Here is a 26,467-nt window from a genome sequence, read left to right as displayed (position 1 = left end):
GGCGGGCAGCCGGTATCGGGGTGACACGATGAAGCTGTTCATGATCGCAGGCGAGGTTTCGGGTGATGCGCTTGGCGGTGCGTTGATGGCGGGGCTGCGCGAATTGCAGCCCTCGGTCAGCTTCGACGGGGTCGGTGGTCCACGCATGCAGGCCGAGGGCCTGCAGAGCCGCTTTGACATGGATGAGCTGTCGGTCATGGGCATCATGGAGGTGCTGCCGAAATACCGCCATCTCAAACGCCGCATCGCCGAAACGGCCAAGGCGGTGGCCGAGACCGCGCCCGACGCCCTGATCGGCATCGACAGCCCTGATTTCTGCCTGCGCGTGGCGCGTCAGGCGCGGGCGCTGAACCCCGATCTGAAGACCATTCACTATGTCGCGCCGTCTGTCTGGGCCTGGCGACCCGGTCGGGCGCTGAAAATGGCCGAGGTGGTCGACCATGTGCTGGCGATCCTGCCCTTCGAGCCGCCTCTGATGCGGGCCGCCGGAATGACCTGTGATTTCGTCGGTCATCCGATCGTGGCCGAACCTGTGGCCGGCGCGGATGAGGCGAATGCCTTTCGCGTGGCGCACGACATCGCAGCGGATGCGCCGGTGGTGCTGTGCCTGCCCGGCTCGCGCAAGGGCGAGGTCGCGCGGTTAGGGCCACGCTTTGACGAGGCACTTATGCGGCTGCGCGACCGGGTGCCCGAGATCCGCGTCGTTATCCCAACCGTGCCGGGTGTCGCACGCATGGTGCGCGACATGACCCGGCGCTGGCCCACCGAGCCCATCGTGGTCGAAGAGGACGAACAGAAACGTGCGGCCTTTGCCGCAGCCGATCTGGCGCTGGCGGCATCGGGCACGGTCAGTCTGGAACTGGCGGCCAATCGCGTGCCGATGGTGGTGGGCTATGACATGGCGCCGCTGTCGCGCTGGCTTGTCGGGATGCTGCTCAAGACCGATACCGTCACGCTGGTCAATCTGGTCAGCGAGACGCGGGTCGTGCCAGAGTTTCTGGGCAATGCCTGCCAACCCGGCCCGCTGGCCGATGCGCTGCTGACAACACTGGAAGACATGCCCGCACGCAAGGCGCAGTTCGAGGCGATGGACCTGACGATGGAACGCCTTGGCAAAGGGGGTGAGGCGCCGGGCCTTCGCGCGGCGCGCTCGGTACTGGATGCGATCAGCCGGCCGCGGCCGTCACGATGATCTCGACCGTATATTCCGGCGTGGCCAATTTGGCTTCGCCCGCGGCGCGCGCGGGGGCATTGCCCGCTGGCACCCAGGCATCCCAGACGGCGTTCATTTCCGCAAAATCAGCCATATCCGCCAACCAGATCTGCGCGTAAAGCATCCGCGTCTTGTCGCTGCCGGCCTTTTTCAGCAGCGTCTCGATTTGCGACACAATGGCCTTGGTCTGGTCAGTCACGGATGCGCCGGCAGTGCCGACCTGTCCGGCCAGATAGACGGTGCCATTATGGATCACCGCCTGGCTCATCCGCTGGCCGGTTTCGATCCGTTTGATATCGCTCATGTTAGCCTCCGTTATACAAGCGCAAGAAGAAGATGATGGTCATGCCAAAGCCGATTGCGGCGATCAATGCGCGCAGGCCGGCCATTGGAATACGTCGCGAGACAGGCGCGCCCAGCAGACCGCCGGCGATGGTGCCCACGGCCATCACCGCGGCAGGCCCCCAGACCACCATGCCACCGATCGCAAAGATCGCAAAGCTGATCAGCGACAGCGCAAAGCTGAGCCAGCTTTTCAGCCCGTTCATCTGGTTCAGATCGGTCATGCCCCACAGCGCGAACAACGCCAAAAGGACGATACCGAGCCCGCCGTTGAAATAGCCGCCATAGATCGCCACCGGCAGCAGCGTCGCGATGCCAAAGGGCACAACCTCGCGGGCGTGCCGTGCGGCAAAGGTGCGGATTGCCCCGTCCTTGAGAAAGATCACCGTCGCCGCCAGCAGCAGAAACGGCACCAGCGCCGAAAAGGCCGCGTTCGAGCTGACCAGCAGCAGGCCCGAGCCGATGGCTGAACCGACCACCGTCCAGATGGTCAGGCGGATCAGCTGGGCGCGCGGAACGGTCAGGACCTCGCGGCGAAAGCTGATCGCGGCGGCCAGATAGCCGGGCAGGGCAGCCACGGTCGCCGTCGCGTTCGCCGCAACAGGCGGAATGCCGGCAAAGACCAGCGCGGGAAAGGTGATGAACGTGCCGCCGCCCGCAACAGCATTCATGACGCCGCCGATCAGCCCGGCGATGAACAGGATGAGGAAATCGGACATGCGGGGCTTTCGGTCAGGATGACGGGCGCTCTGGCCCCTTGGGCATGGTCTTGGCTCAATTCGGGGTAGCTGTCGAGTCCTCGATCCTGCGTTGCCGGGGGGCATGTGCCGCGCTATCACCCGATCATGCGTATCCTGTTTGTACATCAGAATTTTCCCGGTCAGTTCCTGCATCTGGCCCCGGCCCTGGCGGCGCGCGGGCATGACGTTCTGGCGCTGACCGACGAAAAGAACGAACGCGCCAGCCCGGTGCGCACGGTCCGATATGCGGAACCGCCTGAACTGCAGCTAAGCTCGGCTTTGGCACGCAGCTATGCCGAACATGCCGAACGCGGGCTGCTGGCCGCGCGCGGCTGCCGGGCGCTGCGGGATCGCCACAACTACACGCCAGATGTCATCTTTGGGCATTCAGGCTGGGGCGAGACACTGTTTTTGCGCGAAATCTGGCCCGAGGCAAAGCTGCTGGTCTATGCCGAGTTGATGTATCGCACCCATGGCCAGGATGTAGGCTTTGATCCCGAGATCAGTCCCGGTTCTGATGGCGGGCGGTTCATGACGGTCACACGCTCGGCCCATCTGATACAGGGTTTGGTGCAGGCTGACGCGGCACTGGCGCCGACGACCTATCAGGCCGACAGCTTTCCGGCCGAACTGCGCAGCAAGATCACCACGATCCATGACGGGATTGACACCGATCATGTCTGCCCGAACCCCAACGCCAGCCTGACCCTGCCCAATGGCAATGTGCTGCGCGCCGGCGATGAGGTGATCAGCTTCGTCAACCGCTCGCTGGAGCCCTATCGCGGGTTTCACATCTTCATGCGCGCCCTGCCGCAGGTGCTGGCCGCGCGGCCCGATGCGCAGGTGGTGCTGGTGGGCGGCGATGGTGTCAGCTATGGCAGCAAGCCCAAGGACGCACCCAGTTGGAAGGCCAGGATGCTGGCCGAACTGGACAGCAAGCTGGACCTGTCGCGCGTGCATTTCCTGGGGCGAGTGCCCTATGCCGACTACCTGTCGCTGCTGCAACTGGCGCGGGTCCATTGCTACCTGACCTATCCGTTCGTGCTGTCCTGGTCACTGACCGAGGCCATGTCCACGGGCGCCTATATCGTCGCCTCGGATACAGAGCCGGTGCGCGAGGTGGTCCGCGACGGTCAGAATGGCCGCATGGTGCCCTTTTTCGACGTACCGGCGCTGTCGGCGGCGTTGATACGGGGTCTCGAGGGCGACCCGGATGCGCCCCGGCTGAAGGCGACGGCGCGGCAAACCATTCTGGACGGCTACGATCTCAAACGCCACAGCCTGCCGCGCCTGATCGAATGGGTGGAAAGCTTTGGGCCGAAGGTGTAAGCGGCAGGCTCTATCTGACAGGGGACGAAAAATGGTCCAGATCCGGCTGACGAACACGAAGACGCGGGCGAAAGAGGATTTCACGCCGATCGACCCGTCGAATGTGCGGCTGTATCTGTGCGGCCCCACCGTCTATGACCGCGCGCATCTGGGCAATGCGCGGCCCGTTCTGGTGTTTGACGTGCTGGTCCGGCTGCTGCGCCATATTTACGGCCCCGACCACGTCACCTATGTGCGCAATTTCACCGACGTGGACGACAAGATCAACGCCGAGGCGCAGCGCCGAAAGGCGGCAGGCAGCCCCTTGTCGCTGGAAGAGCTGATCACCGAGCGGACGGATGAAACCATCGCTTGGTATCACGCTGATATGGACGCGCTCGGCGCCGACCGCCCCGATCACGAACCCCGCGCGACCGAATATATCGCGCAGATGATCGCCATGATCGAAACCCTGATCGACGGCGGCCACGCCTATGCGGCAGAGGGGCATGTGCTGTTCGACGTGCGCTCATATGACAAATACGGCAAGCTGTCGGGCCGTTCGGTCGATGACATGATCGCCGGCGCGCGGGTCGAGGTGGCGCCCTTCAAGCGCGATCCGATGGATTTCGTTTTGTGGAAACCGTCGGACGACGATCTGCCGGGCTGGGACAGCCCCTGGGGGCGCGGGCGTCCGGGCTGGCATATCGAATGCTCGGCCATGGCGGCGGAACTGCTGGGCGAGTCGTTCGATATCCACGGCGGTGGCATCGACCTGCAATTCCCGCATCATGAAAACGAGATCGCCCAAAGCTGCTGCGCCCACCCAAAGGCCGATTTCGCCAATGTGTGGCTGCACAACGAGATGTTGCAGGTTGAGGGAAAGAAAATGTCCAAATCATTGGGCAATTTCTTCACCGTGCGCGATCTGCTGGACCGCCCTGCCGAAGAAGGTGGGGGCGTGCCGGGCGAGGTGATCCGCTTTGTGATGCTGTCCACGCATTACCGCAAGCCGATGGACTGGACAGCTGAAAAGGCTAAGCAGGCCGAAGGCACGTTGCGCTATTGGCGCGGTATCGCAGGCGATGTGCATGGATCAAGTAATCCCGACGAGCAGTTGATTAATTTCCTCGCTGATGACCTCAATGTGTCGAGGGCGATTGCGCGGCTTCATGAACTAGCGGATGAGGCTTCGAAAGACCCAGACGCAATAGGGAAGTTTGTTAGCTCAGCTCGGCTCCTCGGTTTGCTCGAAGAGAAGATGGGCGACTGGGCGCAAGAGACGAGTTCGTCCCCAAAGCTGGTCGCCCTTGTCAAAATCTTGCAAGAGACTTGGGTATCATTTCGGAAGGCGAAGGAATTCGAAAAAGCTGACGGTATCAAACGGGACATGGAAAGCTTGGGACTTCGTCCCGAAATTACAAAAGAGGGTGCCAGAGTCATTTTTCCGCCTCCGACTGAAGGCAGTGATTGGGAAGAAGAAATGGCCCTTGAGATGCAAGAGATATGTAAGCGTTGGGGTCGGTAATGGCCGACCGCCTCTACCTCTACGACACGACCCTGCGTGACGGGCAGCAGACGCAGGGCGTGCAGTTCTCGACCGCGGAAAAGCTCGAGATTGCGCGGATGCTGGATGAACTGGGCGTCGATTATATCGAGGGCGGCTGGCCCGGGGCGAACCCGACCGACAGTGAGTTTTTCACTGATACGCCCAAGACCCGCGCCACGATGACCGCGTTTGGAATGACCAAGCGCGCTGGGCGCTCTGCTGAAAATGACGATGTGCTGGCGGCGGTGATGAACGCGGGCACTCCCGCCGTCTGTCTGGTCGGCAAGACCCATGTGTTCCATGTGACCGAGGCGCTTGGGATCTCGCTGGACGAAAACTTGGCCAATATCCGCGACTCGCTGGCCCATGTGGCCGCCAGCCGCGAGGCGCTGTTTGACGCTGAACATTTCTTTGACGGCTGGAAGGCCGACCGCGACTATGCGCTGTCCTGTTTGCGCGCGGCCTATGAGGCCGGGGCGCGCTGGATCGTGCTTTGCGATACGAATGGCGGCACCTTGCCCGGCGAGGTCGGCCAGATCGTCGCAGAGGTGATCGCCGCAGGCATTCCCGGTGATCATCTGGGCATTCACACCCATGACGATACCGGCAATGCCGTGGCCTGTTCGCTGGCCGCCATCGACGCGGGCGCGCGGCAGGTTCAAGGCACGCTGAACGGTCTGGGCGAACGCTGCGGCAATGCCAGCCTGACAAGCCTGATCCCGACGCTGAAGCTCAAGGAGCCCTATGCCAGCCGGTTCGAAACCCAGATCAGCGATGCGGCGCTGCAACGGTTGATCCTCATGTCGCACCGGCTGGATGAGATATTGAACCGGGTGCCCTTGCGCGCGGCACCCTATGTCGGTGCGTCGGCATTCGCGCACAAGGCCGGGCTGCATGCCAGCGCGATCCTGAAAAACCCCGCGACCTATGAACATATCGAGCCGGCCCTGGTCGGCAACGCGCGGGTCATTCCGATGTCCAATCAGGCGGGGCAATCGAACCTGCGCGCACGGTTGGCCGATGCCGGACTGTCGGTTGAACCCGGCGATCCGGCGCTTGGCCGCATTCTGGATCTGGTCAAGCAGCGCGAGGATGAGGGCTTTGCCTTTGACGGCGCTCAGGCCAGTTTCGATCTGCTGGCGCGGCGCGAACTGGGGTTGCTGCCGCGCTTTTTCGACGTCGACCGCTACCGCGTCACGGTCGAGCGGCGGCTGAATGCCAAGGGCCAGCGGATATCGGTATCCGAGGCTGTGGTTGTGGTGCATCTGGGCGATCAGCGCGTTCTGTCGGTCAGTGAAAGCCTGGATGCAGAGGGCGGCGACCGCGGGCCTGTCAACGCGCTGTGGCGGGCGCTGGCCAAGGATCTGGGGCCATATCAGCATGCCATCGACGACATGCAACTGGTCGATTTCCGTGTGCGCATCACCCAGGGCGGCACCGATGCGGCGACCCGCGTGACCATTGACAGCGCCGATGGCAAGGGCCGGATATGGTCCACCGTCGGGGTCTCGGCCAATATCGTGGATGCCAGCTTTGATGCGCTGATCGACGCGATCACCTGGAAACTGATCCGCGATGGCGTGACGCCGGCATGACGCTGGAAACCTGTTCGGCGATGCTGCAAGAGCACGACCCGGATCGCTTTGGCGCGGTTCTGGCCGCCGCGCCACAAAGCCGCGACAAACTGCTGACGCTATATGCGCTTAATCTGGAACTTGCCCGCGCGCCGTTTCAGTCGAATGAACCGATGCTGGCCCGGATGCGGCTGCAATGGTGGATCGACCGGCTGGCCGAGATGGGGCAGGGCACCGCGCCGCCCTCGCATGACGTGCTTGGCCCCTTGTGGCAGGTTTGGGGCGAGGCGGCGGGATCGCTGGTGCCGCTGGCCGAGGCGCGAGAGCGTGACTGCGCGCGCGAGCCGTTTGCGCGGCCGGGTGAGGTGCTGGACTATGTCAACGCGACGGCGGGCGGGCTGATGTGGGCGGCAGCAAAGGCGCTTGGTGCCAGCGATGCCTCGCGTGATGCGGTGCTGGCACAGGGGCGGGGTCAGGGTCTTGCCGCATGGCTCGGGGCGTTGCCGCAACTGCAGAGCCTTGGTCTTGGGCTGCTTGATGACCAGCCCCAACAGGTCGCTGCGTTGGCGCAGGCGGGCGTTGATGCACTCGCGGCGGCGCGCGCTGCGCGTCGCACGGTGCCGCGCAGTGCGGCGGCGGCGCTGTTTGCTGGGCCGGGTGCTGCGGGCGTTCTTGGTCAGCTTGTGGCAAATGGCGGCGATATCGGCGCTGAGATCGCCGCCGTCTCGCCCTTTCGTCAACGCGCGGCGCTGGCCCGGCTGGCATTGACCGGGCGCTGGTGGGTCTGGGGCATTCCGGCAAGCACTGGCGCTTGCCTATGACCTGGCGGGATATCCGACCGTCAGAAGCGCCTCGGCGATTTCGTCCAGGATCACCGGGTCGTCGATGGTGGCGGGCGTCTTGAACTCCTCGCCGTCTGCGATCTTGGTCATGGTGGCGCGTAGGATCTTGCCCGACCGGGTCTTGGGCAGGCGATCCACCACAACGGCGGTCTTGAAGGCGGCGACGGGGCCGATTTCGTTGCGGACGCGGGCGACGACCTCTTTGACCACCTGCTCATCTGACATCTCGACGCCCTTTTTCAGGCACAGAAACCCAAGCGGCGCCTGACCTTTCAGACTGTCAGCCGCGCCGATCACCGCGCATTCGGCAACCGCGGGGTGCCCCGACAGCACCTCTTCCATGGCGCCGGTGGACAGGCGGTGGCCGGCGACGTTGATGACGTCATCGGTGCGCGCCATGATGTAGAGATAGCCGTCCTCATCCACGTAGCCCGCATCACCGGTTTCGTAATAGCCTGGAAAGTGATCCAGATAGGATTTGCGGAACCGATCCTCGGCATTCCACAATGTCGGCAGCGTGCCGGGCGGCAGGGGCAGTTTCACGGCGATCGCGCCAAGCGTGCCGGCAGGGACCGGATGGCCGGCCTCATCGAGGATCTGCACATCATAGCCGGGCATGGGCAGGGTCGGGCTGCCTTTCTTGACGGGCAACAACTCGATGCCGAAGGGGTTGGCGGCGATCGCCCAGCCTGTTTCCGTCTGCCACCAGTGGTCGATAACGGGAACCTTCAGGTGATCCTCGGCCCATTGGATCGTGTCTGGATCGGCGCGCTCTCCGGCCAGAAAAAGGGCTTTCAGGCAAGACAGATCGTATTTGCCGATGAACTCGCCATGGGGATCTTCGCGCTTGACGGCGCGGATGGCGGTGGGCGCGGTGAAAAAGCTTTTGACGCCGTGATCCTGGATCACCCGCCAGAAGGTGCCCGCATCGGGGGTGCCCACGGGTTTGCCCTCGAAAACGATGGTGGTGGCGCCAGCGATCAGCGGCGCATAGCAGATATAGCTGTGACCCACGACCCAGCCCACGTCAGAGGCGGCCCAGAACACATCGCCCGGATCGATGCCGTAGATATTCTTCATCGACCATTGCAGCGCGACCAGATGGCCACCTGTGGCGCGGATGACCCCTTTGGGCTGGCCGGTCGTGCCGCTGGTATGCAGCACATAGGCGGGGTGATTGCCGGGCACGGGCACGCAATCAGCAGGTTCGGTGCCCTGCTGCACGTCATGCCAGTCGAGATCGCGGCCCGAGATCATCGCGGCCTGATGCTCGGGGCGCTGGAAAATAACGGTAAAGTCGGGCTGGTGAGTGGCCTCATCGATGGCGCGGTCCAAAAGAGGTTTGTATTCGACAACCCGGCCCGGCTCTAACCCGCAAGAGGCCGCGATGATTGCCTTGGGCTGTGCATCATTGATACGCACGGCCAGTTCATGTGCGGCAAAGCCGCCGAAAACGACGGAATGGACAGCGCCGATCCGGGCGCAGGCCAGCATCGCGACCAGCGCCTCGGGGATCATCGGCATATATACGATGACCCGGTCGCCCAGACCTATACCGTGCGCAGCCAATGCGCCGGCCAGACCGGCCACGCGTTCCTGTAATTCGCCGTAGGTGATGGTCTGCTGGCTGTCGGTGATGGGGCTGTCGTGAATGATCGCAGGCTGGTTGCCGCGTCCGGCCTTTACATGCCGGTCGACGGCATTCCAGCAGGTGTTGACCATGCCATCGGCAAACCATTCGCCCACCGGCCCCTGGTCGAACAGCGCGCGGGTCGGTGCACGGTCCCAGTCAATCGCCTGAGATTGTTCGATCCAAAAGGCCTCGGGATCAGCTTGCCAGCTTTTGTAAACCTCACGATAGCCCATCGGTCCCCCTTCCGATTACATGCGTCACTTTGTTAGGCCGCGCGACCTTGCAGCGCAACAATGCTGCGCCGCGACCGGGCGGAGAAACCGCTAACATGCGACATTTGGCCGCGTGGCGGCGGTGTTCAGCTGTAATGCGTGACCGGGGTGCCGGCCAGCGCACTCATGTTCAGCAATCCACGCGCGGTGATCGAGGGCGTCACGATATGGGCGCGGTTGCCCATGCCCATCAGGATCGGTCCGACCTCCAGCCCGCCCGCCCGCATTTTCAGCGCGTTTCGGACGCCGGATGCTGCGTCGCTGCCGGCAAAGATCAGCACATTCGCCGTGCCCTCCAGCGCCGAGCCTGGGAAAATGCGATCGCGCAGTTCAGGGTCAAGGGCGCTGTCGACCTGCATTTCGCCGTCGAACATGAAATCCACCTCGTGGCCGGTCAGCAGATCCATCGTCTCGCGCATCTTGCGGCCGCCGGGGGTGTCGAGATTGCCGAATTGCGAATGGCTGCAAAGGGCGACGCGCGGGGTCACGCCAAAGCGGCGGACATGGCGCGCCGCGCCGATGGCGGCCTCCATGACCTCATGTGGCGAGGGGTCGTGATGGACCTGCGTATCGGCGATGAACAACGGGCCGTCTTCGAGGATGATCATCGACAGCGCACCGACCGGGTGCAACCCGCCGCGCGCCAGGATCTGCTGCACATATTGCAGGTGCCAGCTATACTGACCGAAGGTTCCGCAGATCAGGCTGTCGGCCTCTCCCTGATGCACCATGACGCTGCCGATCGCGGTGGTGTTGGTCCGCATGATCGCGCGCGCGATATCGGGCGATACGCCGCGCCGCGCCATCAGGTGGTGATACGTCTCCCAGTAGTCGCGATAGCGCGGGTCGTTTTCCGGGTTCACGATCTGGAAATCCTTGTCCGGGCGGATCGGCAGACCGGCGCGTTCGGCCCGCATCTCGATAACCTCGGGGCGGCCGATCAGGATCGGCACATCGGTGGTTTCCTCGATCATCGCGTTGGCGGCGCGCAGCACGCGCTCGTCCTCGCCCTCGGCAAAGACGATATTGCGCGCAGTGGTGGCGGCGGCCTCGAAGACCGGACGCATGATCAGCGCCGAGCGGAAGACCGAGCCGTCGAGCTTGCGTTTGTAGGCGTCCAGATCCTCGATCGGGCGGGTGGCGACGCCGGTTTCCATCGCGGCGCGGGCAACGGCGGTCGACACGATGCCGATCAGGCGCGGATCGAAGGGTTTCGGGATCAGGTATTCCGGCCCGAATGTCAGCGTCTCGCCGCGATAGGCAGCGGCGGCCTCGGCGGCGGTTGTGGTGCGGGCGAGGGCGGCGATGCCTTCGACGCAAGCGATCTCCATCTCGTCATTGATGGTGGTCGCGCCCACATCCAGCGCACCCCGGAAGATGAAGGGGAAACACAGGACGTTATTCACCTGGTTGGGGAAATCGCTGCGACCCGTGGCAATGATCGCATCGGGTGCGACCACACGGGCGTCGTCGGGCAGGATTTCCGGCGTTGGGTTGGCCAGCGCAAAGATGATCGGCGCGCCGGTCATCCTGGCCACCATTTCGGGCTTCAGTACACCGGGGCCGGACAGGCCCAGGAACATGTCGGCCCCTTCGATCACCTGATCCAGACTGCGCAGGTCGCTGCTCTGCGCGAAGGCCGCCTTTTGCGGGTTCATGTCTTCGGCACGGTCCGAGTAGACCAGCCCATGAATGTCACACAGCCAGATATTTTCGCGCTTCACTCCCAGCTTGACCAGCATCTCAAGGCAGGCGATGCCTGCTGCGCCGCCGCCGGTGGACACCAGTTTGATATCCTCGAAACGTTTGCCCGCGACGCGCAGCGCATTGGTCGCCGCCGCGCCCACGACAATGGCGGTGCCGTGCTGATCGTCGTGAAAGGCGGGAATATTCATCCGCTCGCGGCACAGGCGTTCGACCACGAAACAGTCCGGCGCCTTGATATCCTCAAGGTTGATTGCGCCAAAGGTGGGTTCCAGCGCGCAGACGATATCGGCCAGCTTTTCCGGGTCGGATTCGTTTATCTCGATGTCGAAGCAGTCGATATTGGCGAACTTCTTGAACAGGACGGCCTTGCCCTCCATGACCGGCTTGGATGCGGCCGCGCCGATATTGCCCAGCCCCAGCACAGCCGTGCCATTGGTGACCACGGCCACCAGATTGGCGCGCGCGGTATAGCGGCTGGCATTGGCAGGATCGTCCTTGATCTCTAGACAGGCTTCGGCCACGCCGGGTGAATAGGCGCGCGAGAGGTCACGACCGTTGGCGAGGGGCTTGGTGGCCCGGACCTCCAGCTTGCCGGGGCGTGGAAATTCGTGATAATCCAACGCCGATTGCCGTGCGCTATCCTGCCTGCGGTCTTCCATGCTGCTGTCTCCCCCGGACTATGACGTACCGTCATTTTACAATGGTTAGCCCATTTCCCCAGCCGCTCACAAGCGTAGCGCGGCTTGCAATGCGATCGCGCCGGCGCGACACTGCCCAGCAGTTTTCAGGAGGTGAGGCATGTCCCTTGTCGATGCGGCTCGCGAAGTGCGGGAAATGGCCTATGTGCCCTATTCGAAATTCAAGGTCGGCGCAGCGGTTCGCGCTGCGTCGGGCACCGTTTATCGCGGCTGCAATGTCGAGAACGTCGCCTATCCCGAGGGCACCTGCGCCGAGGCCGGTGCCATCGCCGCCATGGTTGCGGCCGGCGAGACACAACTGGTCGAAGTTGCGGTGATTGCCGACAGCCCCGATCCGGTGCCCCCTTGCGGCGGTTGCCGTCAAAAGCTGGCCGAATTCGGCGCGGGCGACGTGCCGGTCACATTGGCAACGACCGGGGGCGGACGTCTGGAAACGACCATTGCCGACCTGCTGCCCGGACGTTTCGACGCCAGCCACATGCGCAACGCGACATGAGCGATCCGCGCCCTGTCATTGCCCGGATACGCGATGGGGGCCTGCTGGACGATGCTGGCGCGGCGCTGATTGCACGCGGGCTGGCCGACGGTTCTGTCAGCGATGCACAAGCCGGCGCTTTCGCGATGGCTGTTCTGACCTGCGGGATCGGGACCAAGGGACGCGTGGCGCTGACCCGTGCGATGCGCGATACCGGCGATGTGCTGGACTGGGACCTGCCGGGGCCGGTTCTCGACAAACACTCGACCGGCGGCATCGGCGATACGGTCAGCCTGATCGTTGCACCGATTCTGGCGGCTTGCGGCGCGTATGTGCCGATGATCTCGGGGCGCGGGCTGGGCCATACGGGCGGCACGCTGGACAAGTTGGAGTCGATCCCGGGCTTCATTGCCGATCTGGACGAGAAACAGTTTCGCCGTGTGGTTGAAGATACCGGCTGTGCCATTGTCTCGGCCAGCAGCGATCTGGCCCCTGCGGATCGCAGGCTCTATGCGATTCGCGACGAAAGCGGCACGGTCGAGAGCATTGATCTGATCACGGCCTCGATCCTGTCGAAAAAGCTGGCTGTCGGCTCGGACGCGCTGGTGCTGGACGTCAAGGTCGGCTCGGGCGCGTTCATGGCGGATATGCAGGCCGCCCGTGATCTGGCGCGGGCACTGGTTCAGACGGCCAATGGCGCGGGCTGCCGGACCTCGGCCCTGATCACGGATATGGATCAGCCGCTGGCGCGTGCGGCAGGAAACGCGGTTGAGGTTTCGCAGGTCATTCAGGTTCTTACGGGGCAGGGTGGCCGCTTGCGCGAGCTGTCTCTGGATCTGTCGCGCGAATGCTTGCGGCTTGGCGGGTTGGATCCGGAACTGGCCCTCTTGGCGCTGGAGGACGGTCGCGCCGCCGAGCGTTTCGCGCGCATGATCGCGGCGCAAGGCGGGCCGTCGGATCTGCTGGAAAACCCCGGCCAACTGCCGCGTGCGCCGATCATCCAGCCAGTGCCCGCACAAGGGCAGGTGCGGTCCATCGATACAACCGCCTTGGGTCACGTCGTCGTGGCGCTTGGGGGCGGGCGGGTCCATGCCGGTCAGCCGATTGATCCTGCGGTGGGCTTGACAGATTTGCTGCGACCGGGTGAAGAGGCCGGCTTCGACAGGCCCCTCGCCACGGTGCACGCACGCACCGAGGATGCAGCCCAGGTCGCCATCGCCGCCGTTCAGGCGGCCTATCACATGGGTGAGGCACCGGCTGCCGGCCCGCTTGTTCGCGAGAGGATCACTGCCGATGACTGAAGGCCGCGTCTTTCTGATCGTCATGGATAGCGTCGGGATCGGCGGCGCCCCCGATGCGGCGCAGTTCTTCAATGACGGCCGACCCGACACCGGCTCGAACACCGTGGGCCATATTGCCGAAGCGCGAGCACTGACCATGCCGGTTCTGGATGGGCTGGGTCTTGGTGCGGCAGTTCGGCTGGCCTCGGGTCTCGATGCCCCGGGTCTGGGCGCTGAACCGCAGGGGCTGTGGGGCGCCGCGACCGAAATATCCAACGGCAAGGACACGCCGTCGGGGCATTGGGAGATCGCAGGCGTTCCGGTGCCCTGGGATTGGCATTATTTCCCCGATACCCAGCCCAGCTTTCCGCCCGAGGTCACCGCCCGCATCTGCGCCTTGGCCGGCACCGATGGCATCCTGGGCAACTGCCATGCCTCGGGGACCACGATCATCGAGGAATTGGGCGAGGAACATCTGCGCAGCGGCTGGCCGATCTGCTATACATCAGCAGACAGTGTCCTGCAGATCGCAGCGCATGAAGAGACCTTCGGATTAGAGCGTCTGTTGCGCCTGTGCGAGGAACTGGCGCCGCTGCTGCACGAAATGCGGGTGGGTCGGGTCATCGCGCGGCCCTTTCTGGGCGCGGACGCAGCCACGTTCAAGCGCACCCCAAATCGCCGGGATTTCGCCATCGCGCCGCCCTCGGACACCATCCTGGACATTGCCGCAGCCCATGGCCGCGTCACCCACGCGATCGGCAAGATCGGCGATATCTTCAGCCATCGCGGCATTGCCCATCTTCACAAGGGCAAATCCGATGCCGATCTGGCCGATCACCTGATCCGCCTTGGAACCGAGGCCGAACCGGGCAGCCTGACCTTTGCCAATTTCGTCGAATTCGACACTAATTTCGGCCATAGGCGGGATGTGCCGGGCTATGCAGCGCAACTGGAATGGTTCGATGGTGTGGCCGGGCGTTTTCTTGCAACCCTGCGCCCCGGCGATCTGGCCATCTTTACCGCCGATCACGGCAACGACCCCAGTTGGACCGGCACCGATCACACGCGCGAACGGGTGCCGGTTCTGGGATGGTGGCGCGGCGTGCAACCTGTCGGTCAGGTTGGCTTCAGCGATATCGGCGCATCGGTTCTGGACGCCCTGAACCTGCCAATAACAACAAAAAAAGGCACAAGTTTCCTATGAAAGACATCAAGAAGACCGAACTGCACCTTCACCTTGAAGGTGCGGCAATGCCTGCTTTTATCCGCGGTCTGGCCGCCGAGAAACGCGCCGATCTGACCGGCGTGTTCGATGAAAGGGGCCATTACGCCTATAAGGATTTCAACGAATTTCTCAGCGTCTACGAGGCCGCGACAAGCGTGCTGAAAACGCCGCAGGATTATGCACGCCTTCTGCAATCGGTGCTGGAGGAATGCGGCGAGCAGGGGGTGATCTATGCCGAATTGTTCGTGTCGCCCGAATTCTGCGGCGGCGGTGATCTGGCCGCCTGGCGCGACTATCTGGCGGCGATGACCGAAGTGGCCGACAAGATGCGCGCGCAGGGCGTGGACAGCCGCGCCATCGTCACGCTGATCCGCCATTTTGGCGCAGAGCGCGGGCGGAAAACCGCAATTTGCGCCGCAGAAACCGCGGGCAACTGGGTTACCGGCTTTGGGATGGGCGGGGCCGAGGCCATGGGCAAAGCCACCGATTTCGCCTGGAGCTATGATGCGGCGCGCGAGGCGGGGCTGGGTCTGACCTGCCATGCCGGCGAATGGGGCGGTCCGGCCAGCATCCGCGAGGCGCTGGAACTGGGCGTTTCGCGCATTGGCCACGGCGTGCAGGCGATCGACGATCCCGCGCTGGTCGACGATCTTGCCGAACGCGGCATCGTTCTGGAGGTGTGCCCCGGCTCAAATGTGGCGCTTGGGGTCTATCCCGATTGGGCGAGCCATCCGATTGCGCGGCTGCGCGATGCGGGTGTGAAGGTGACGGTTTCGACCGATGATCCGCCCTTTTTCCACACGACGATGAGCCACGAATATGATCGGCTTGCGGATGTCTTTGGTTGGGGCGAAGCTGATTTCGATGAGATCAATCTGACGGGCATCGACGCCGCGTTTTGCGACGAGGCGACCAAGGCGCGTCTGAGGAAGGAATTCGCATGACCCAACACCTGACCGTCGTCACCCACCCACTGATCCAGCACAAGCTGTCGATCATGCGTGACAAGAACACGTCGACCGCAGGTTTTCGGCGCCTCCTGCGCGAGATCAGCCTGCTTCTGGCCTATGAGGTTACCCGCGAACTGGATGTGGCATCGGTACGTATAGAGACCCCGCTTGGCCCGATGGATGCGCCAATGCTCGAGGGTAAGAAACTGGCGCTGATTTCCATCCTCAGGGCGGGCAATGGTCTGATGGACGGCATTCTGGAACTGATCCCTGCGGCGCGGGTCGGCTTTATCGGGCTTTACCGCGACCCCGAGACTTTGCAGCCGGTCAAATATTATTCAAAAGTGCCGCATCAATTGGACAAACGCATGACCATCGTGGTTGATCCGATGCTGGCCACGGGCAACAGCTCGGCCGCAGCCATCGACATGATCAAGGCCGAGGGCGCGAAGAACATTCGATTCCTGTGCCTTCTTGCCGCCCCCGAGGGCGTCGCGCGGATGCAAGAGGCCCATCCCGATGTGCCGATCTTTACCGCCGCGCTGGATGAAAAGCTGGACGATCACGGCTATATCGTGCCGGGTCTTGGCGATGCGGGCGACCGGATGTTCGGGACGAAATAGGCCCGCGTTAACCGTCGATTAGCTGCCGGGGGCTAGAACAGCCCCATGAACATGCGAATCTACGGGGCCCTGATGCGTATCTGGCAAATCTGTGCGCTGGTCTGGCTTGGGCAGCCTGTCGGGGCTAATCCTGCAGGCCCGCTGGAACGACCGCCAGAGGAGTTTGCCGGCGCGCAATATATCGACAGCGCCGGTTGCGTCTATCTGCGGCAGGGATCGGTCTGGGCGCCTCGTCTTGATCGCGATGGCGCAGTGATCTGCGGCTATCCGCCGTCTCTACCCTTTGCTGCTGGCTCGGTCGATCCGGGTGCAGACGCGGCGTTGCGATTGTCGGTGACGCTGGCGGATGGGCTGCAGGATGGTGATCTCCATGATGATCCAAATGACCCGTTGCGCCGTATGCCCGCCCCGACCCCGCACGCGTCCGAGCAACGGCTGACCGGGCTTGAGGCGTCGCTTAAGGCATTGCCCTCAATGCGTGCTGCGGCAGCTGGCTCCACTGCGGATAGTCAGCAGCTTTGCGATCTGCTGGGTTATGACGAGAACCAGGGCCGCGGCGCAGGCACTGGCGCGACATTGGGCATCTGCGCGGGTGGTGGCGCCGATCTCACGCCGAAGGTCACGCATCCGGCAAATGGCGGGGTTGCTGGCGATCAGGGGCGACGCGATGTGGCTGCGACGCCCGTGAATGCTTCCCGCGCGAAAAGCGGATCGGCGAGGCGGGCACAGGCCAGCCAGAAAGCAGGGTCCGGTAAGAACAGAGACACATCTCGGCTGGCCGTCGTAAGCGGTTCAACCAACAACCAAAGCGTCGAGATGATCCCGGCAGGTGCCCACTATGTGCAGATCGGGCGTTTCACGGCTGAAAGGGCTGAAACCGTGATCCAAGGGCTGCTGGCTTCGGGCTATCCGGTGGTTCGCAGCACGGCCGAGGATCCCAAAACAGGTGGTCGGCTGATCATGGCAGGCCCGTTTTCCGACCGTCAGGCGGTGATTGTTGCACTCAGCCAGCTGCGCGGTGCGGGTTATCCGGGCGCCTTTGCGCGTTAGATCGCAGCGTGACAAGCGGCTCTGGCAGGCTGGATTGGCTGCCGGTGGCGTTGGCGCCTCGCAGGCAAATCCGCATCAGCCCGCGCAAATCAGCTGCAGCGCGGACCATTGCGGTTCGGTCAATACCGGGCTGGGCGGTGGTTGCACGCCATAAGGATCAGCCTCGATCAGGCCAAGAACCGTCTCGCCGGTTGGGTCCAGCGAACGTGCATAGGCCTCTGACGAAACGCCTTTCTGCGCCATTTCGGCCAGCAACACATCGTCATCGGGCCGCGGAGCGGGATCTGACAGCAGGATTTCGCCATAACCCTGCAGTGAGTTTGCGGGCAGTTTGCCCGAGGTCAGCAATTGTGCCGTGGCCCGCGTGCCAGCGAAATCCAGCGCCTGCTGGATAGGCGCGCCAGCCGGCGGGGCCAGTGCTGCGGCCAGCAAATGACCCGCAAGCCCGTCTGCGCTGGCGCCGTCGGCCAGCAGATCCTCGCCCAGCACATAAAGCTGGCCCGGCAACCTGCGGGCACCCTGCAAATCGGCGGGCACGATCACGATCCGCGCGCCTGTTGGCAGAAGTTTGCCCGACAGATGCGCCAACACGGATCGACCGGAATCGCGCTGGCAGGCGGCGCCGGTTGACCGGATGATTTCGGCCAGAACCGTGTCGCCCACCTGGGCTGCTTGCGCGGGCGGTGCGACGCGCGCGGCGTGGCGGATCAGCGCCTGTGGCAGCCAGAGCAGACCCGCCGCGACCATTGCGACCGCAGCAAGCGCCATCAGGCCGCCGCGCAATCTGCCGGGATGGGCCCTGCGCGCCTCGATCGCGCGATGGACCCGTTCGATGCCGTCAATCATCAACTCTTCGGTGATCTCCAACTGCTCATCGGGGGCGTCGATGCTGGGCGCATAAAGCGCGGGCATCTGCCCGGGATTGAGCCGCGTCACCGCAGGCAGGGACCAATGGGCGAGGGGACGGTCGGATTTCGGGTCGGTGAGTATCAGCGTCGCATCACCGAACGAGACGACGACTTCTTGCAGCCGCGCCTCTGGCCCCGCGCGCCATGCGCCGGGCGATTCCAGCCGCTCGAATTCGGTCAGCGCCGTCATCAGTGCCCGCCTGCCTCGTTCAGGACCACAACGCCCGGCCCCGCTGTCCCGACCATACAAGCAGGGTCGGGGCGGTCAATCCACGCAGCAGCGCCGGGGCGAACTTGGCTGATCAGGCGGTCTCGGGGACCTGCATCCCCTTGTCGCGCGCCAGCGTCCGCATCCGGTCCTGCAGCTTTTCAAAGGCGCGCACTTCGATCTGGCGAATCCGCTCGCGCGAGACATCATAGCGCGTGGACAACTCTTCCAGCGTCATTGGTTCGTCGCGCAGGCGGCGTTCCATCAGGATGTCCTTTTCGCGGTCGTTCAGAACGTCCATGGCGTTGATCAGCATCTGGCGACGGGTGTCCAACTCGTCGGCCTCGGCATAATCCTCGGCCTGATCGGCGTCCTCGTCTTCCAGCCAATCCTGCCACTGCGCCGTGCTGTCGCCATCTGCGGAACCTACCGTCGCATTCAGCGAGGCGTCGCCCCCCGACATGCGGCGGTTCATTTCGATCACTTCGCGTTCGGTCACGTTCAGGTCGTTGGCGATCTGGGCGACGTTTTCGGGGCGCAGATCACCCTCTTCCAGGGCGCCGATCTTGTTCTTGGCCTTGCGCAGGTTGAAGAACAGTTTCTTCTGTGCGCTGGTCGTGCCCATTTTGACCAGCGACCACGACCGCAGGATATATTCCTGAATCGAGGCGCGGATCCACCACATTGCATAGGTGGCCAGACGAAAGCCCTTTTCGGGGTCAAAACGTTTCACCGCCTGCATCAGGCCGACATTGGCCTCGGAAATCACCTCCGCCTGCGGCAGGCCATAGCCGCGATAGCCCATAGCGATCTTTGCGGCCAGACGCAGATGCGAGGTCACCATCTTATGCGCGGCTTCGCTGTCTTCGTGGTCCACCCAAGCCTTCGCCAGCATATATTCTTCCTCAGGCTCCAGCAGCGGGAACTTGCGGATTTCCTGAAGATAACGGTTCATGCCCTGTTCGGGGCTGGGGGCGGGAAGACTGGTATAATTTGCCATTTCAGAACACTTTCGCGGGATGGGCCAACGCTGCGCTGCCGGAGGTACGACCGCGGTTTTGGCTGTCTACGCGCCAGAGGCACGGGAGAGGCTGGGAAATAGTTGCCGCAGAACGCGGGTTATGGAAGATAGGTGAAGATAACGTTTTTGTCAAGTTTGTGGCGCCTTGCGCAGCAGGTCCAGCAGGGCTGCCATATCCTGTGGCATGGGGCTGTCAAAGGCAAGTGGCTCGCCTGACACCGGATGATCAAAGCCCAGATGCGCGGCATGCAGTGCCTGACGGGAAAAATCGGCCGCCATCTGGGCCGCCTCTCCGAGCGCACGGGCCGATGCGCGTCTTGCACCGCCGTAAACCGGATCGCCGATCAGCCCCAGCCCCGCATGCGCCAAATGGACACGGATCTGATGGGTGCGGCCTGTTTCCAACCTGCATTCGACCAGCATGGCCGAGGGTGGTTTGCCGAATCGTTCCAACATCCGCGCGCGCGTCACCGCGTGGCGGCCTCTGTCGAAATAGACCGCCTGCTTCTGCCGGTCGCTCGCATGTCGCGCCAGGCGTGTGGTGATCTTGAGGACGTTGCCATCCTCGAAGCTGGTGCCGGGCACACCGCGCAGGCGTGGATCGGCCAGATCGATCACACCATGCGCCAGCGCCAGATAGCGGCGGGTTGCGCTATGGGCCTCGAACTGCGCGGCCAGTCCATGATGGGCACGGTCGGATTTGGCGACGACCAGCAGTCCCGATGTATCCTTGTCGATCCTGTGCACGATGCCGGGACGCTTTTCGCCACCGATGCCCGACAGCGTGTCGCCGCAATGCGCCAGCAGCGCGTTGACCAGCGTGCCATTCGGGCTGCCGGGGGCAGGGTGGACGACCATGCCGGCGGGCTTGTCCACGACGATCAGGTCGGCATCCTCATATGCGATGCTCAGCGGGATCGCCTCTGGGCGGGTCTCGACCGGTTCGGGCTGGGGCACGGCGATGCGATATTCCTGCCCCTCACTGACGCGGGCCTTGCCATCGCGGATGACGCCTTCGGGTCCGGTGACCGCGCCATCGGCGATCAGCCGCGCCAGACGCGACCGCGAAAGCGCGGCTGCCTCTGGCACTGCAAGCGCAAGCGCCTTATCAAGCCGTGCGGGCGGACTGCCCGGAATGATGATCACAAGGTCGGACATGGATCAGGAAGACAGGGGTTGGACATCGGCGGCGGAACTGCGCTGGCTGAAAATGCTGGTGACCGGCCTGTCTGTGGTGATGGGCTTGGGCATGATCGCGATCGTGGCCTTGCTGTGGATCAGGCTCAGCCAGCCGATGCTGCCGGATTTGCCCACCAATATCGTTCTGCCTGACGGCGCATCCGTGCAGGCCGTCACCTTCGCCCGCGACTTCATCGTCGTTGTGACAGATGCGGGCGAGGTGCTGCTTTATGATCAGAGCGGCGCGATGATATCGCGGGTTCAGCCCTGAGATTTCGTCTCAAGCTTGTCCAGCCGCGCCTTTAGCTCGGCATTTTCGGTGCGCGCCTTGATGGCCATGTCGCGCACGGCATCGAATTCCTCGCGGGTGACGAAATCACGGTCGGCCAGCCAGCGATCTACCCAAGATTTCATGGCGTTCTCGGCTTCGCCCTTGGCGCCCTGGGCCACGCCCATGGCATTTGTCATCAGCTTCGACATGTCGTCGAAAAAGCGGTTATTGGTGCTCATCCGGCAGTCCTTTCTGACTGAATTGTCATCCATATGGGCGAGAATGTCCCGGGGTTCAATGTTGACAGTGCCCCCCATGCCGCTAAGCCTGCCGCGCAACGCCACATGCGAGACGTCATGATCCCCTTTCCCGATATCAGCCCGGAAATCTTTACCCTTCAACTGGGCGAGTTCAGTTTTTCGCTGCGCTGGTATGCGCTGGCCTATCTGGCGGGGCTGATCATTGGCTGGCGTCTGGTGGTCGGCCTGATGCGGCGGCCCGCGCTGTGGGGCGGCACCGTGCCCATGCGTCCCGAACTGGTGGATGATCTGCTGACCTGGATCATTCTGGGCGTGATCGTGGGGGGGCGGCTAGGCTTTGTGCTGTTTTATGAGCCTGCCTATTATCTGGCCAACCCGCTGGACATCGTGAAGGTCTGGCAGGGCGGGATGAGTTTTCACGGCGGTTTTCTGGGCGTGATCGTCGCAGCCTGGCTGTTCGCCCGGCGTCACCAGATCGCGCCCTTGCGGCTGGCCGATGCCCTGGCGGTCGTCGCGCCGGTCGGACTGTTCTTTGGCCGCATCGCCAATTTCATCAATGCAGAGCTATGGGGCCGACCGACCGATATGCCCTGGGGCGTCATTTTCCCCGGCGAGGCCGCGCAGTATTGTCCCGGCATCGAGGGGCTATGCGCCCGTCACCCCAGCCAACTCTATGAGGCGGGGCTGGAGGGGCTGCTGCTTGGCCTGATTTTGTGGGGCTTGGCGCGCGCAGGCGCGCTGACGCGGCCGGGTCTGGCATTTGGCGTCTTTCTGATGGGTTACGGCCTGTCGCGCATTTTCGTCGAATTGTTTCGCGTGGCCGACGCGCAATTCATCACGCCCGATAACCCGCTTGGCCATGTGATCGGTGGCCCCGTCTGGGGGCTGTCGATGGGGCAGGTCCTGTCCTTGCCCATGGTCCTGCTGGGTTTGTTCTTTATCCTGCGCGCCCGGCGGGCATGACCCCGCTGGCCAATATCATCGCGGCGCAGATCCGTGCGACCGGGCCGATGACGTTGGCCGATTATATGGATATCTGCCTGCTGCACCCCATGCATGGTTACTACGCCACCCGCGATCCCTTTGGCGCGGCGGGCGATTTCACCACAGCCCCCGAGATCAGCCAGATGTTCGGCGAGCTTTGCGGCCTTGCCCTTGCACAGGCCTGGCTGGATCAGGGCCAACCCGCTCCCTTTACCCTGGCCGAGCCGGGGCCCGGGCGTGGCACGCTGATGGCCGATATGCTGCGTGCGATCCGTGTGGCGCCGGGCATGTCGGATGCGGCCCAGGTCGCGCTGATCGAGGCCTCGGCGCATCTGCGCGGTTTGCAGCGCGAAAAGCTGGGTCGCGTGAGCCATCTCGACGCGGTTGACGATCTGCCAGCCGCGCCCTTGTTCCTGATGGCCAATGAATTCTTCGATGCGCTGCCGATCCGTCAGTTTCAGCGCGTGTCTGATGGATGGGCGGAGCGCGTGGTCGGGCTGGATGGCGACCGGCTGTCCATGGGCTTGGCTGCGCCGGTGGATCTGCCGCGCGAGGGCGCGGTCGGTGACATCTACGAAACCTGCCCGTCAGCGCCAGCCATTATCGGGCAGATTGCCGCGCGGATCGCTGCGCATGGCGGCGCGGCGATCATCGCGGATTACGGTGGCTGGAACGGATCGGGCGACACGTTTCAGGCGATGCGCAACCATGCCTTTGACGATCCGCTGGCCCATCCCGGCGAAGCCGATCTGACAGCGCATGTGGATTTCGCCCCTCTGGCTGCAGCGGCGATCTCTGCCGGTGCGGTGGCCGCTCGCCCTGTCTTTCAGGGCGACTGGCTGGCCATGATGGGGATCAAGGAACGGGCATCGCGGCTTGAGGCTGCGGGTGACAAGGCGGCGATGGCGGGGTATCACCGCTTGACCGATCCACACGAGATGGGTCACCTTTTCAAGATGCTGGCGATCTGGCCGCAAGGTGCCGCGCCAGTGCCTGGTTTCACTGCGCTGGACGATGATGCAAGTCATGCTTGAGATTTTGACACATCCGCTGCTGGGCAATGTCCGGCACGGCTTTTTCACGCGCAAAGGCGGGGCCAGTTCCGGCCTGTTCGCGGGGTTGAATTGCGGTCGCGGATCCTCGGATCAGGCCGAGGCGGTGAGCGTGAACCGCGGACGTGTGGCAGAGGCGATGGGCGTGCCGCCCGCGCGTCTGGTGACCGTCCATCAGGTGCATTCGTCCAATGTGGTCACCGTGGATGAGACGTCTGACCTCGAAGATATCGCGCAAATTCAGGCGGATGCGCTGGTGACGACCCAGCCCGGCGTGGCGCTGGCCGTGCTGACGGCGGATTGCCAGCCGGTGCTCTTTGCCGACCCTGACGCGGGCGTCATAGGTGCCGCGCATGCCGGCTGGAAAGGCGCACTGAATGGCGTGCTAGAGGCCACGGTCGCGGCCATGCGCGGGGCAGGGGCCATGAATATCCGCGCGGTGATCGGCCCGACGATCAGCCAGCGTGCCTATGAAGTCGGCGAGGATTTCATGGAAGATTTCATTGCCGAAGACATGGACTACACACGTTTCTTTTCCGGTGGCCCGAATGGACGCCCGATGTTCGACCTGCCGGGTTTTGGCCTTTCGCGACTGCGCGCGGCCGGCGTCGATGCCGAATATTCAGGCCATTGCACCTATTCCGACCCCGACCGCTTCTTCAGCTATCGTCGCGCGACGCATGAGGGACAGGCGGACTATGGGCGCCTGATTTCGGTGATTTCGCTATAGCACGGGTGAGGCCCGCCAATCGTTACCTACCACCTGCGTTTCAGGCCCCGAGGCCTGGGCCAAATCGTGCCGGCTGCAGGGACAAACGGTCATATCGCCATCGCGACGACGCCGCCCGCGTCATCCGGCGTCTCTGATTCTTTCCTCGACCACCTCGAACGGCACGGCGGGCTCGTCCTTGGCGCAGCGGATCACCAGTGAGGTCTTTACGCTTGCCACATTGGGCGCGGCGGTCAGATTGTCGGTCAGAAACCGTTGAAAGGTCGACAGGTCGGGCGATACGCATTTCAGGATGAAATCGATCTCGCCGTTCAGCATGTGGCATTCGCGTACGAGCGGCCAGTCAGAGCACAGTGTTTCAAACGCTGCCAGATCACGTTCGGATTGCGAAGCCAGCCGGACCATGGCGAAGACCTGCACCTCAAAGCCCAACTCGCGCGGGTCGATATCGGCGTGATACCCACGAATATAGCCCAGTTCCTCAAGCGCGCGGACGCGGCGCAGGCAGGGCGGGGCCGAGATGCCGACGCGGCGCGCCAGCTCGACATTGGTCATGCGCCCGTCGGCCTGCAACTCGGACAGGATCTTGCGGTCGATATCGTCCAGCTTTGCGCCTGCCATTCTGCCCTCTAGCCCTTAAATCTTGCCGGAAACTACCTTGCGGCCAGATCCTGCGCAACATTCTTTCTTGGCTTTCCGCGCATTGCAGAGCGGCCATCGGGGCACTAGGTAAGGCGAAACCGAGATGAGGCGAGACATGTCCGAAACCACACATACGCAATTGCTGATCGTCGGCTCGGGTCCGGCGGGTTACACGGCTGCGGTTTATGGCGCGCGTGCGATGCTGAACCCCCTGCTGATCCAGGGAATGCAGCCCGGCGGACAGCTGACCATCACCACAGAGGTCGAAAACTGGCCCGGCGAGACCGAAATCCAGGGTCCCGAACTGATGGTGAATATGGAGGCTCACGCCCGCGCCATGGGGGCCGGCATTGTCACCGATATCGTCACCTCGCTGGATCTGTCCAAGCGTCCGTTCCGCGCCGAATGTGACAGCGGGCATGTGGTGACTGCCGATGCGGTCATTCTGGCAACGGGCGCGCAGGCGCGCTGGCTGGGATTGGAAAGCGAAGAAAAGTTCAAGGGTTTCGGCGTCAGTGCTTGTGCCACCTGCGACGGTTTCTTTTATCGCGGCAAGCCGGTTCTGGTGATCGGCGGCGGCAATACTGCCGTGGAAGAGGCGCTGTTTCTGACCAAGTTCGCCTCCAAGGTGACGCTGGTCCATCGCCGCGACAGTCTGCGGGCAGAAAAGATCCTGCAGGAAAGGCTGTTTAACAATCCCAAGGTCGAGATCATCTGGGATCACGAATTGACCGAGGTGACCGGGCAGGAAAATCCTCTGGGCGTGACCGGGGCGGTTCTGCGCTCGACCAAGGACGGCTCGACGATGCAGGTGGACGGCGATGGCGTCTTTATCGCCATCGGACATGCGCCCGCCAGTGAGTTGGTCAAGGAACAGCTGGACCTGCATAACGGCGGCTATGTAAAGGTGCAGCCGGGCAGCACCCGAACCTCGGTGCCGGGCGTCTTTGCTGCGGGCGATCTGACCGACCATATCTATCGTCAGGCCGTGACCAGTGCCGGTATGGGGTGCATGGCTGCACTGGACGCAGAGCATTTTCTGGCTGAACATGGCCAGGCGGGTGAGCCGGCGCCAGACGCGGGCGAATTGGCCGAGACCGTTCCCGCAAGCTAAAACCCCTGATTCCCCCAAGATATTCGTGTCGGCCGCTCTTTCAGGGCGGCCGATTACGTTGCGTTTGTTGCAGGACGTTGCGTCAAAACTGTCTTTAAGGTCAGGATTCATATTCTCGGGCCTGAAATTTTTTGTCCTTGCCATCGACTTGCCGCAAGATGAATTCAGTAAGGCGCTTCGTTTCCTAGTTGTTTTTTAGCGGATGCGACCGGACTAAGTGTTGGTGTTTTTGGTTTCAGGTTCGGTGATGGTCAGGCGTCAGGTAAATAGTAGGGAGATTTGAAATGGCGACGGTCGATAAGGACAGCGATCAAAATGGTTCGCAGGAAATCAGGCAGAAACTGCCGGCCTTTCTGCGCTATCCCCAAGATCGAATTGATTTCGGCTATGAGATGACGCCGCCGGCGTTCAGCAGCCTGAAACGCAGGCCGGGCCCTGAAGGTTTGTCCCTTGTGGCGCGGGTCTACGAATAACTGTCAACTCGGGCGAGGCCCCCTCCTCGCCCGAGCAGAACCTTTCCAGGAATTTTCAAGTCGCGCGGCCGCATTGCCCCCGCGCAGCAAGCGGGTCGCTCACAGTCTTCCCCCCCAATCGGGCTGTCAGCGACCCGCGCCGAA

26 protein-coding genes are annotated in these 26,467 nt (G+C 63.3%); 17 read left to right on the top strand and 9 right to left on the bottom strand.

Annotated features, from left to right (window positions below; all coding sequences use genetic code 11):
• Nucleotides 1–28 precede the first annotated feature (28 nt).
• The gene (gene lpxB / locus CUV01_RS17095) at nt 29–1,192 is read left to right on the top strand and encodes a lipid-A-disaccharide synthase (RefSeq protein ID WP_101461528.1); all 1,164 of its coding nucleotides are present in this window, start codon (nt 29–31) and stop codon (nt 1,190–1,192) included.
• Here the strand turns inward: lpxB and CUV01_RS17090 are convergent.
• The gene (locus CUV01_RS17090; protein WP_101461527.1) at nt 1,167–1,517 is read right to left on the bottom strand and encodes a RidA family protein; all 351 of its coding nucleotides are present in this window, start codon (nt 1,515–1,517) and stop codon (nt 1,167–1,169) included. The two genes, lpxB and CUV01_RS17090, sit on opposite strands and share 26 nt — an antisense overlap.
• A gap of 1 nt (nt 1,518) precedes the next feature.
• Entirely contained in the window at nt 1,519–2,274 is a 756-nt protein-coding gene (locus tag CUV01_RS17085) for a sulfite exporter TauE/SafE family protein (protein WP_101461526.1), read from the bottom strand.
• A gap of 126 nt (nt 2,275–2,400) precedes the next feature.
• Between CUV01_RS17085 and CUV01_RS17080 the strand changes: the two genes are divergently transcribed.
• From CUV01_RS17080 to CUV01_RS17065, 4 genes are read left to right on the top strand one after another with little or no spacing between them, the layout of a single operon-like run.
• The gene (locus CUV01_RS17080) at nt 2,401–3,624 is read left to right on the top strand and encodes a glycosyltransferase (protein ID WP_101461525.1); all 1,224 of its coding nucleotides are present in this window, start codon (nt 2,401–2,403) and stop codon (nt 3,622–3,624) included.
• Between the two features lie 31 nt (nt 3,625–3,655).
• Nucleotides 3,656–5,131 carry a cysteine--tRNA ligase gene (cysS, locus tag CUV01_RS17075; RefSeq protein WP_101461524.1) on the top strand — a complete coding sequence of 492 codons (1,476 nt, stop codon included), beginning with the start codon at nt 3,656–3,658 and terminating at the stop codon, nt 5,129–5,131.
• Nucleotides 5,131–6,747 carry a citramalate synthase gene (cimA, locus tag CUV01_RS17070; protein ID WP_101461523.1) on the top strand — a complete coding sequence of 539 codons (1,617 nt, stop codon included), beginning with the start codon at nt 5,131–5,133 and terminating at the stop codon, nt 6,745–6,747. Before cysS ends, cimA begins: the two co-directional genes overlap by 1 nt.
• On the top strand, nt 6,744–7,547 hold the full coding sequence (locus CUV01_RS17065; protein WP_101461522.1) for a squalene/phytoene synthase family protein: 804 nt from the start codon (nt 6,744–6,746) through the stop codon (nt 7,545–7,547). Before cimA ends, CUV01_RS17065 begins: the two co-directional genes overlap by 4 nt.
• Here the strand turns inward: CUV01_RS17065 and CUV01_RS17060 are convergent.
• Nucleotides 7,542–9,434, bottom strand: coding sequence for a propionyl-CoA synthetase (locus CUV01_RS17060; protein ID WP_101461521.1), 1,893 nt, complete (start codon nt 9,432–9,434; stop codon nt 7,542–7,544). The genes CUV01_RS17065 and CUV01_RS17060 overlap by 6 nt on opposite strands.
• Before the next feature lie 125 nt (nt 9,435–9,559).
• A complete protein-coding gene (locus tag CUV01_RS17055; protein WP_101461520.1) occupies nt 9,560–11,839 on the bottom strand; it encodes an NADP-dependent malic enzyme in 2,280 nt (759 codons plus the stop codon).
• 139 nt (nt 11,840–11,978) lie between these two features.
• Between CUV01_RS17055 and CUV01_RS17050 the strand changes: the two genes are divergently transcribed.
• From CUV01_RS17050 to CUV01_RS17025, 6 genes are all read left to right on the top strand, one after another.
• Entirely contained in the window at nt 11,979–12,374 is a 396-nt protein-coding gene (locus CUV01_RS17050) for a cytidine deaminase (protein ID WP_101461519.1), read from the top strand.
• Nucleotides 12,371–13,654 carry a thymidine phosphorylase gene (locus CUV01_RS17045; protein ID WP_101461518.1) on the top strand — a complete coding sequence of 428 codons (1,284 nt, stop codon included), beginning with the start codon at nt 12,371–12,373 and terminating at the stop codon, nt 13,652–13,654. The genes CUV01_RS17050 and CUV01_RS17045 overlap by 4 nt, the downstream gene beginning before the upstream one ends.
• Nucleotides 13,647–14,837, top strand: coding sequence for a phosphopentomutase (locus CUV01_RS17040; RefSeq protein ID WP_101461517.1), 1,191 nt, complete (start codon nt 13,647–13,649; stop codon nt 14,835–14,837). The genes CUV01_RS17045 and CUV01_RS17040 overlap by 8 nt, the downstream gene beginning before the upstream one ends.
• The gene (locus tag CUV01_RS17035) at nt 14,834–15,802 is read left to right on the top strand and encodes an adenosine deaminase (protein ID WP_101461516.1); all 969 of its coding nucleotides are present in this window, start codon (nt 14,834–14,836) and stop codon (nt 15,800–15,802) included. Before CUV01_RS17040 ends, CUV01_RS17035 begins: the two co-directional genes overlap by 4 nt.
• Nucleotides 15,799–16,431, top strand: a complete 633-nt coding sequence (gene upp, locus CUV01_RS17030; protein WP_101461515.1) for a uracil phosphoribosyltransferase — start codon at nt 15,799–15,801, stop codon at nt 16,429–16,431. The genes CUV01_RS17035 and upp overlap by 4 nt, the downstream gene beginning before the upstream one ends.
• A gap of 72 nt (nt 16,432–16,503) precedes the next feature.
• Nucleotides 16,504–17,481, top strand: a complete 978-nt coding sequence (locus tag CUV01_RS17025; RefSeq protein WP_157994897.1) for an SPOR domain-containing protein — start codon at nt 16,504–16,506, stop codon at nt 17,479–17,481.
• 75 nt (nt 17,482–17,556) lie between these two features.
• Here CUV01_RS17025 and CUV01_RS17020 read toward each other — a convergent pair whose 3' ends face one another.
• The 3 genes from CUV01_RS17020 to CUV01_RS17010 all read right to left on the bottom strand — a co-directional run bounded on the left by CUV01_RS17020 (nt 17,557) and on the right by CUV01_RS17010 (nt 20,776).
• Nucleotides 17,557–18,579: a hypothetical protein gene (locus tag CUV01_RS17020; RefSeq protein WP_101461513.1), complete on the bottom strand. Its 1,023-nt coding sequence runs from the start codon at nt 18,577–18,579 to the stop codon at nt 17,557–17,559.
• Between the two features lie 112 nt (nt 18,580–18,691).
• Nucleotides 18,692–19,597 carry an RNA polymerase sigma factor RpoH gene (gene rpoH, locus CUV01_RS17015; RefSeq protein ID WP_101461512.1) on the bottom strand — a complete coding sequence of 302 codons (906 nt, stop codon included), beginning with the start codon at nt 19,595–19,597 and terminating at the stop codon, nt 18,692–18,694.
• A gap of 150 nt (nt 19,598–19,747) precedes the next feature.
• Nucleotides 19,748–20,776 (bottom strand): RluA family pseudouridine synthase, encoded by a 1,029-nt coding sequence (locus CUV01_RS17010; RefSeq protein ID WP_101461511.1) that lies wholly within the window; start codon nt 20,774–20,776, stop codon nt 19,748–19,750.
• Between CUV01_RS17010 and CUV01_RS17005 the strand changes: the two genes are divergently transcribed.
• Nucleotides 20,775–21,068 carry a DUF6476 family protein gene (locus CUV01_RS17005; RefSeq protein WP_101461510.1) on the top strand — a complete coding sequence of 98 codons (294 nt, stop codon included), beginning with the start codon at nt 20,775–20,777 and terminating at the stop codon, nt 21,066–21,068. The two genes, CUV01_RS17010 and CUV01_RS17005, sit on opposite strands and share 2 nt — an antisense overlap.
• On the opposite strand, the gene CUV01_RS17000 is transcribed toward CUV01_RS17005, so the two are convergent.
• On the bottom strand, nt 21,059–21,307 hold the full coding sequence (locus CUV01_RS17000) for an accessory factor UbiK family protein (protein ID WP_101461509.1): 249 nt from the start codon (nt 21,305–21,307) through the stop codon (nt 21,059–21,061). The genes CUV01_RS17005 and CUV01_RS17000 overlap by 10 nt on opposite strands.
• A 117-nt stretch (nt 21,308–21,424) precedes the next feature.
• Here CUV01_RS17000 and lgt point away from each other — a divergent pair, with 117 nt between their 5' ends.
• Genes lgt through pgeF form a run of 3 tightly spaced genes read left to right on the top strand, consistent with a single transcriptional unit; the run spans nt 21,425 to nt 24,094 of the window.
• Entirely contained in the window at nt 21,425–22,291 is an 867-nt protein-coding gene (gene lgt / locus CUV01_RS16995) for a prolipoprotein diacylglyceryl transferase (protein ID WP_101462190.1), read from the top strand.
• Complete coding sequence (locus CUV01_RS16990; RefSeq protein WP_101461508.1) at nt 22,288–23,346, top strand: class I SAM-dependent methyltransferase; 1,059 nt, start codon at nt 22,288–22,290, stop codon at nt 23,344–23,346. Before lgt ends, CUV01_RS16990 begins: the two co-directional genes overlap by 4 nt.
• Nucleotides 23,330–24,094, top strand: a complete 765-nt coding sequence (gene pgeF / locus CUV01_RS16985) for a peptidoglycan editing factor PgeF (protein WP_101462191.1) — start codon at nt 23,330–23,332, stop codon at nt 24,092–24,094. The genes CUV01_RS16990 and pgeF overlap by 17 nt, the downstream gene beginning before the upstream one ends.
• Nucleotides 24,095–24,214: 120 nt before the next feature.
• On the opposite strand, the gene CUV01_RS16980 is transcribed toward pgeF, so the two are convergent.
• The gene (locus CUV01_RS16980; protein ID WP_101461507.1) at nt 24,215–24,715 is read right to left on the bottom strand and encodes an Lrp/AsnC family transcriptional regulator; all 501 of its coding nucleotides are present in this window, start codon (nt 24,713–24,715) and stop codon (nt 24,215–24,217) included.
• 136 nt (nt 24,716–24,851) lie between these two features.
• Here CUV01_RS16980 and trxB point away from each other — a divergent pair, with 136 nt between their 5' ends.
• Both trxB and CUV01_RS16970 read left to right on the top strand, forming a co-directional pair.
• On the top strand, nt 24,852–25,850 hold the full coding sequence (trxB, locus tag CUV01_RS16975) for a thioredoxin-disulfide reductase (protein WP_101461506.1): 999 nt from the start codon (nt 24,852–24,854) through the stop codon (nt 25,848–25,850).
• Between the two features lie 284 nt (nt 25,851–26,134).
• The gene (locus CUV01_RS16970; protein ID WP_101461505.1) at nt 26,135–26,323 is read left to right on the top strand and encodes a hypothetical protein; all 189 of its coding nucleotides are present in this window, start codon (nt 26,135–26,137) and stop codon (nt 26,321–26,323) included.
• Nucleotides 26,324–26,467: the final 144 nt, after the last annotated feature.

The organism is Paracoccus tegillarcae, assembly GCF_002847305.1.
Lineage (GTDB): Bacteria > Pseudomonadota > Alphaproteobacteria > Rhodobacterales > Rhodobacteraceae > Paracoccus > Paracoccus tegillarcae.
The sequence above is the reverse complement of the archived record's forward strand: the minus strand, read 5'-3'. Positions and strand labels throughout refer to the sequence as shown.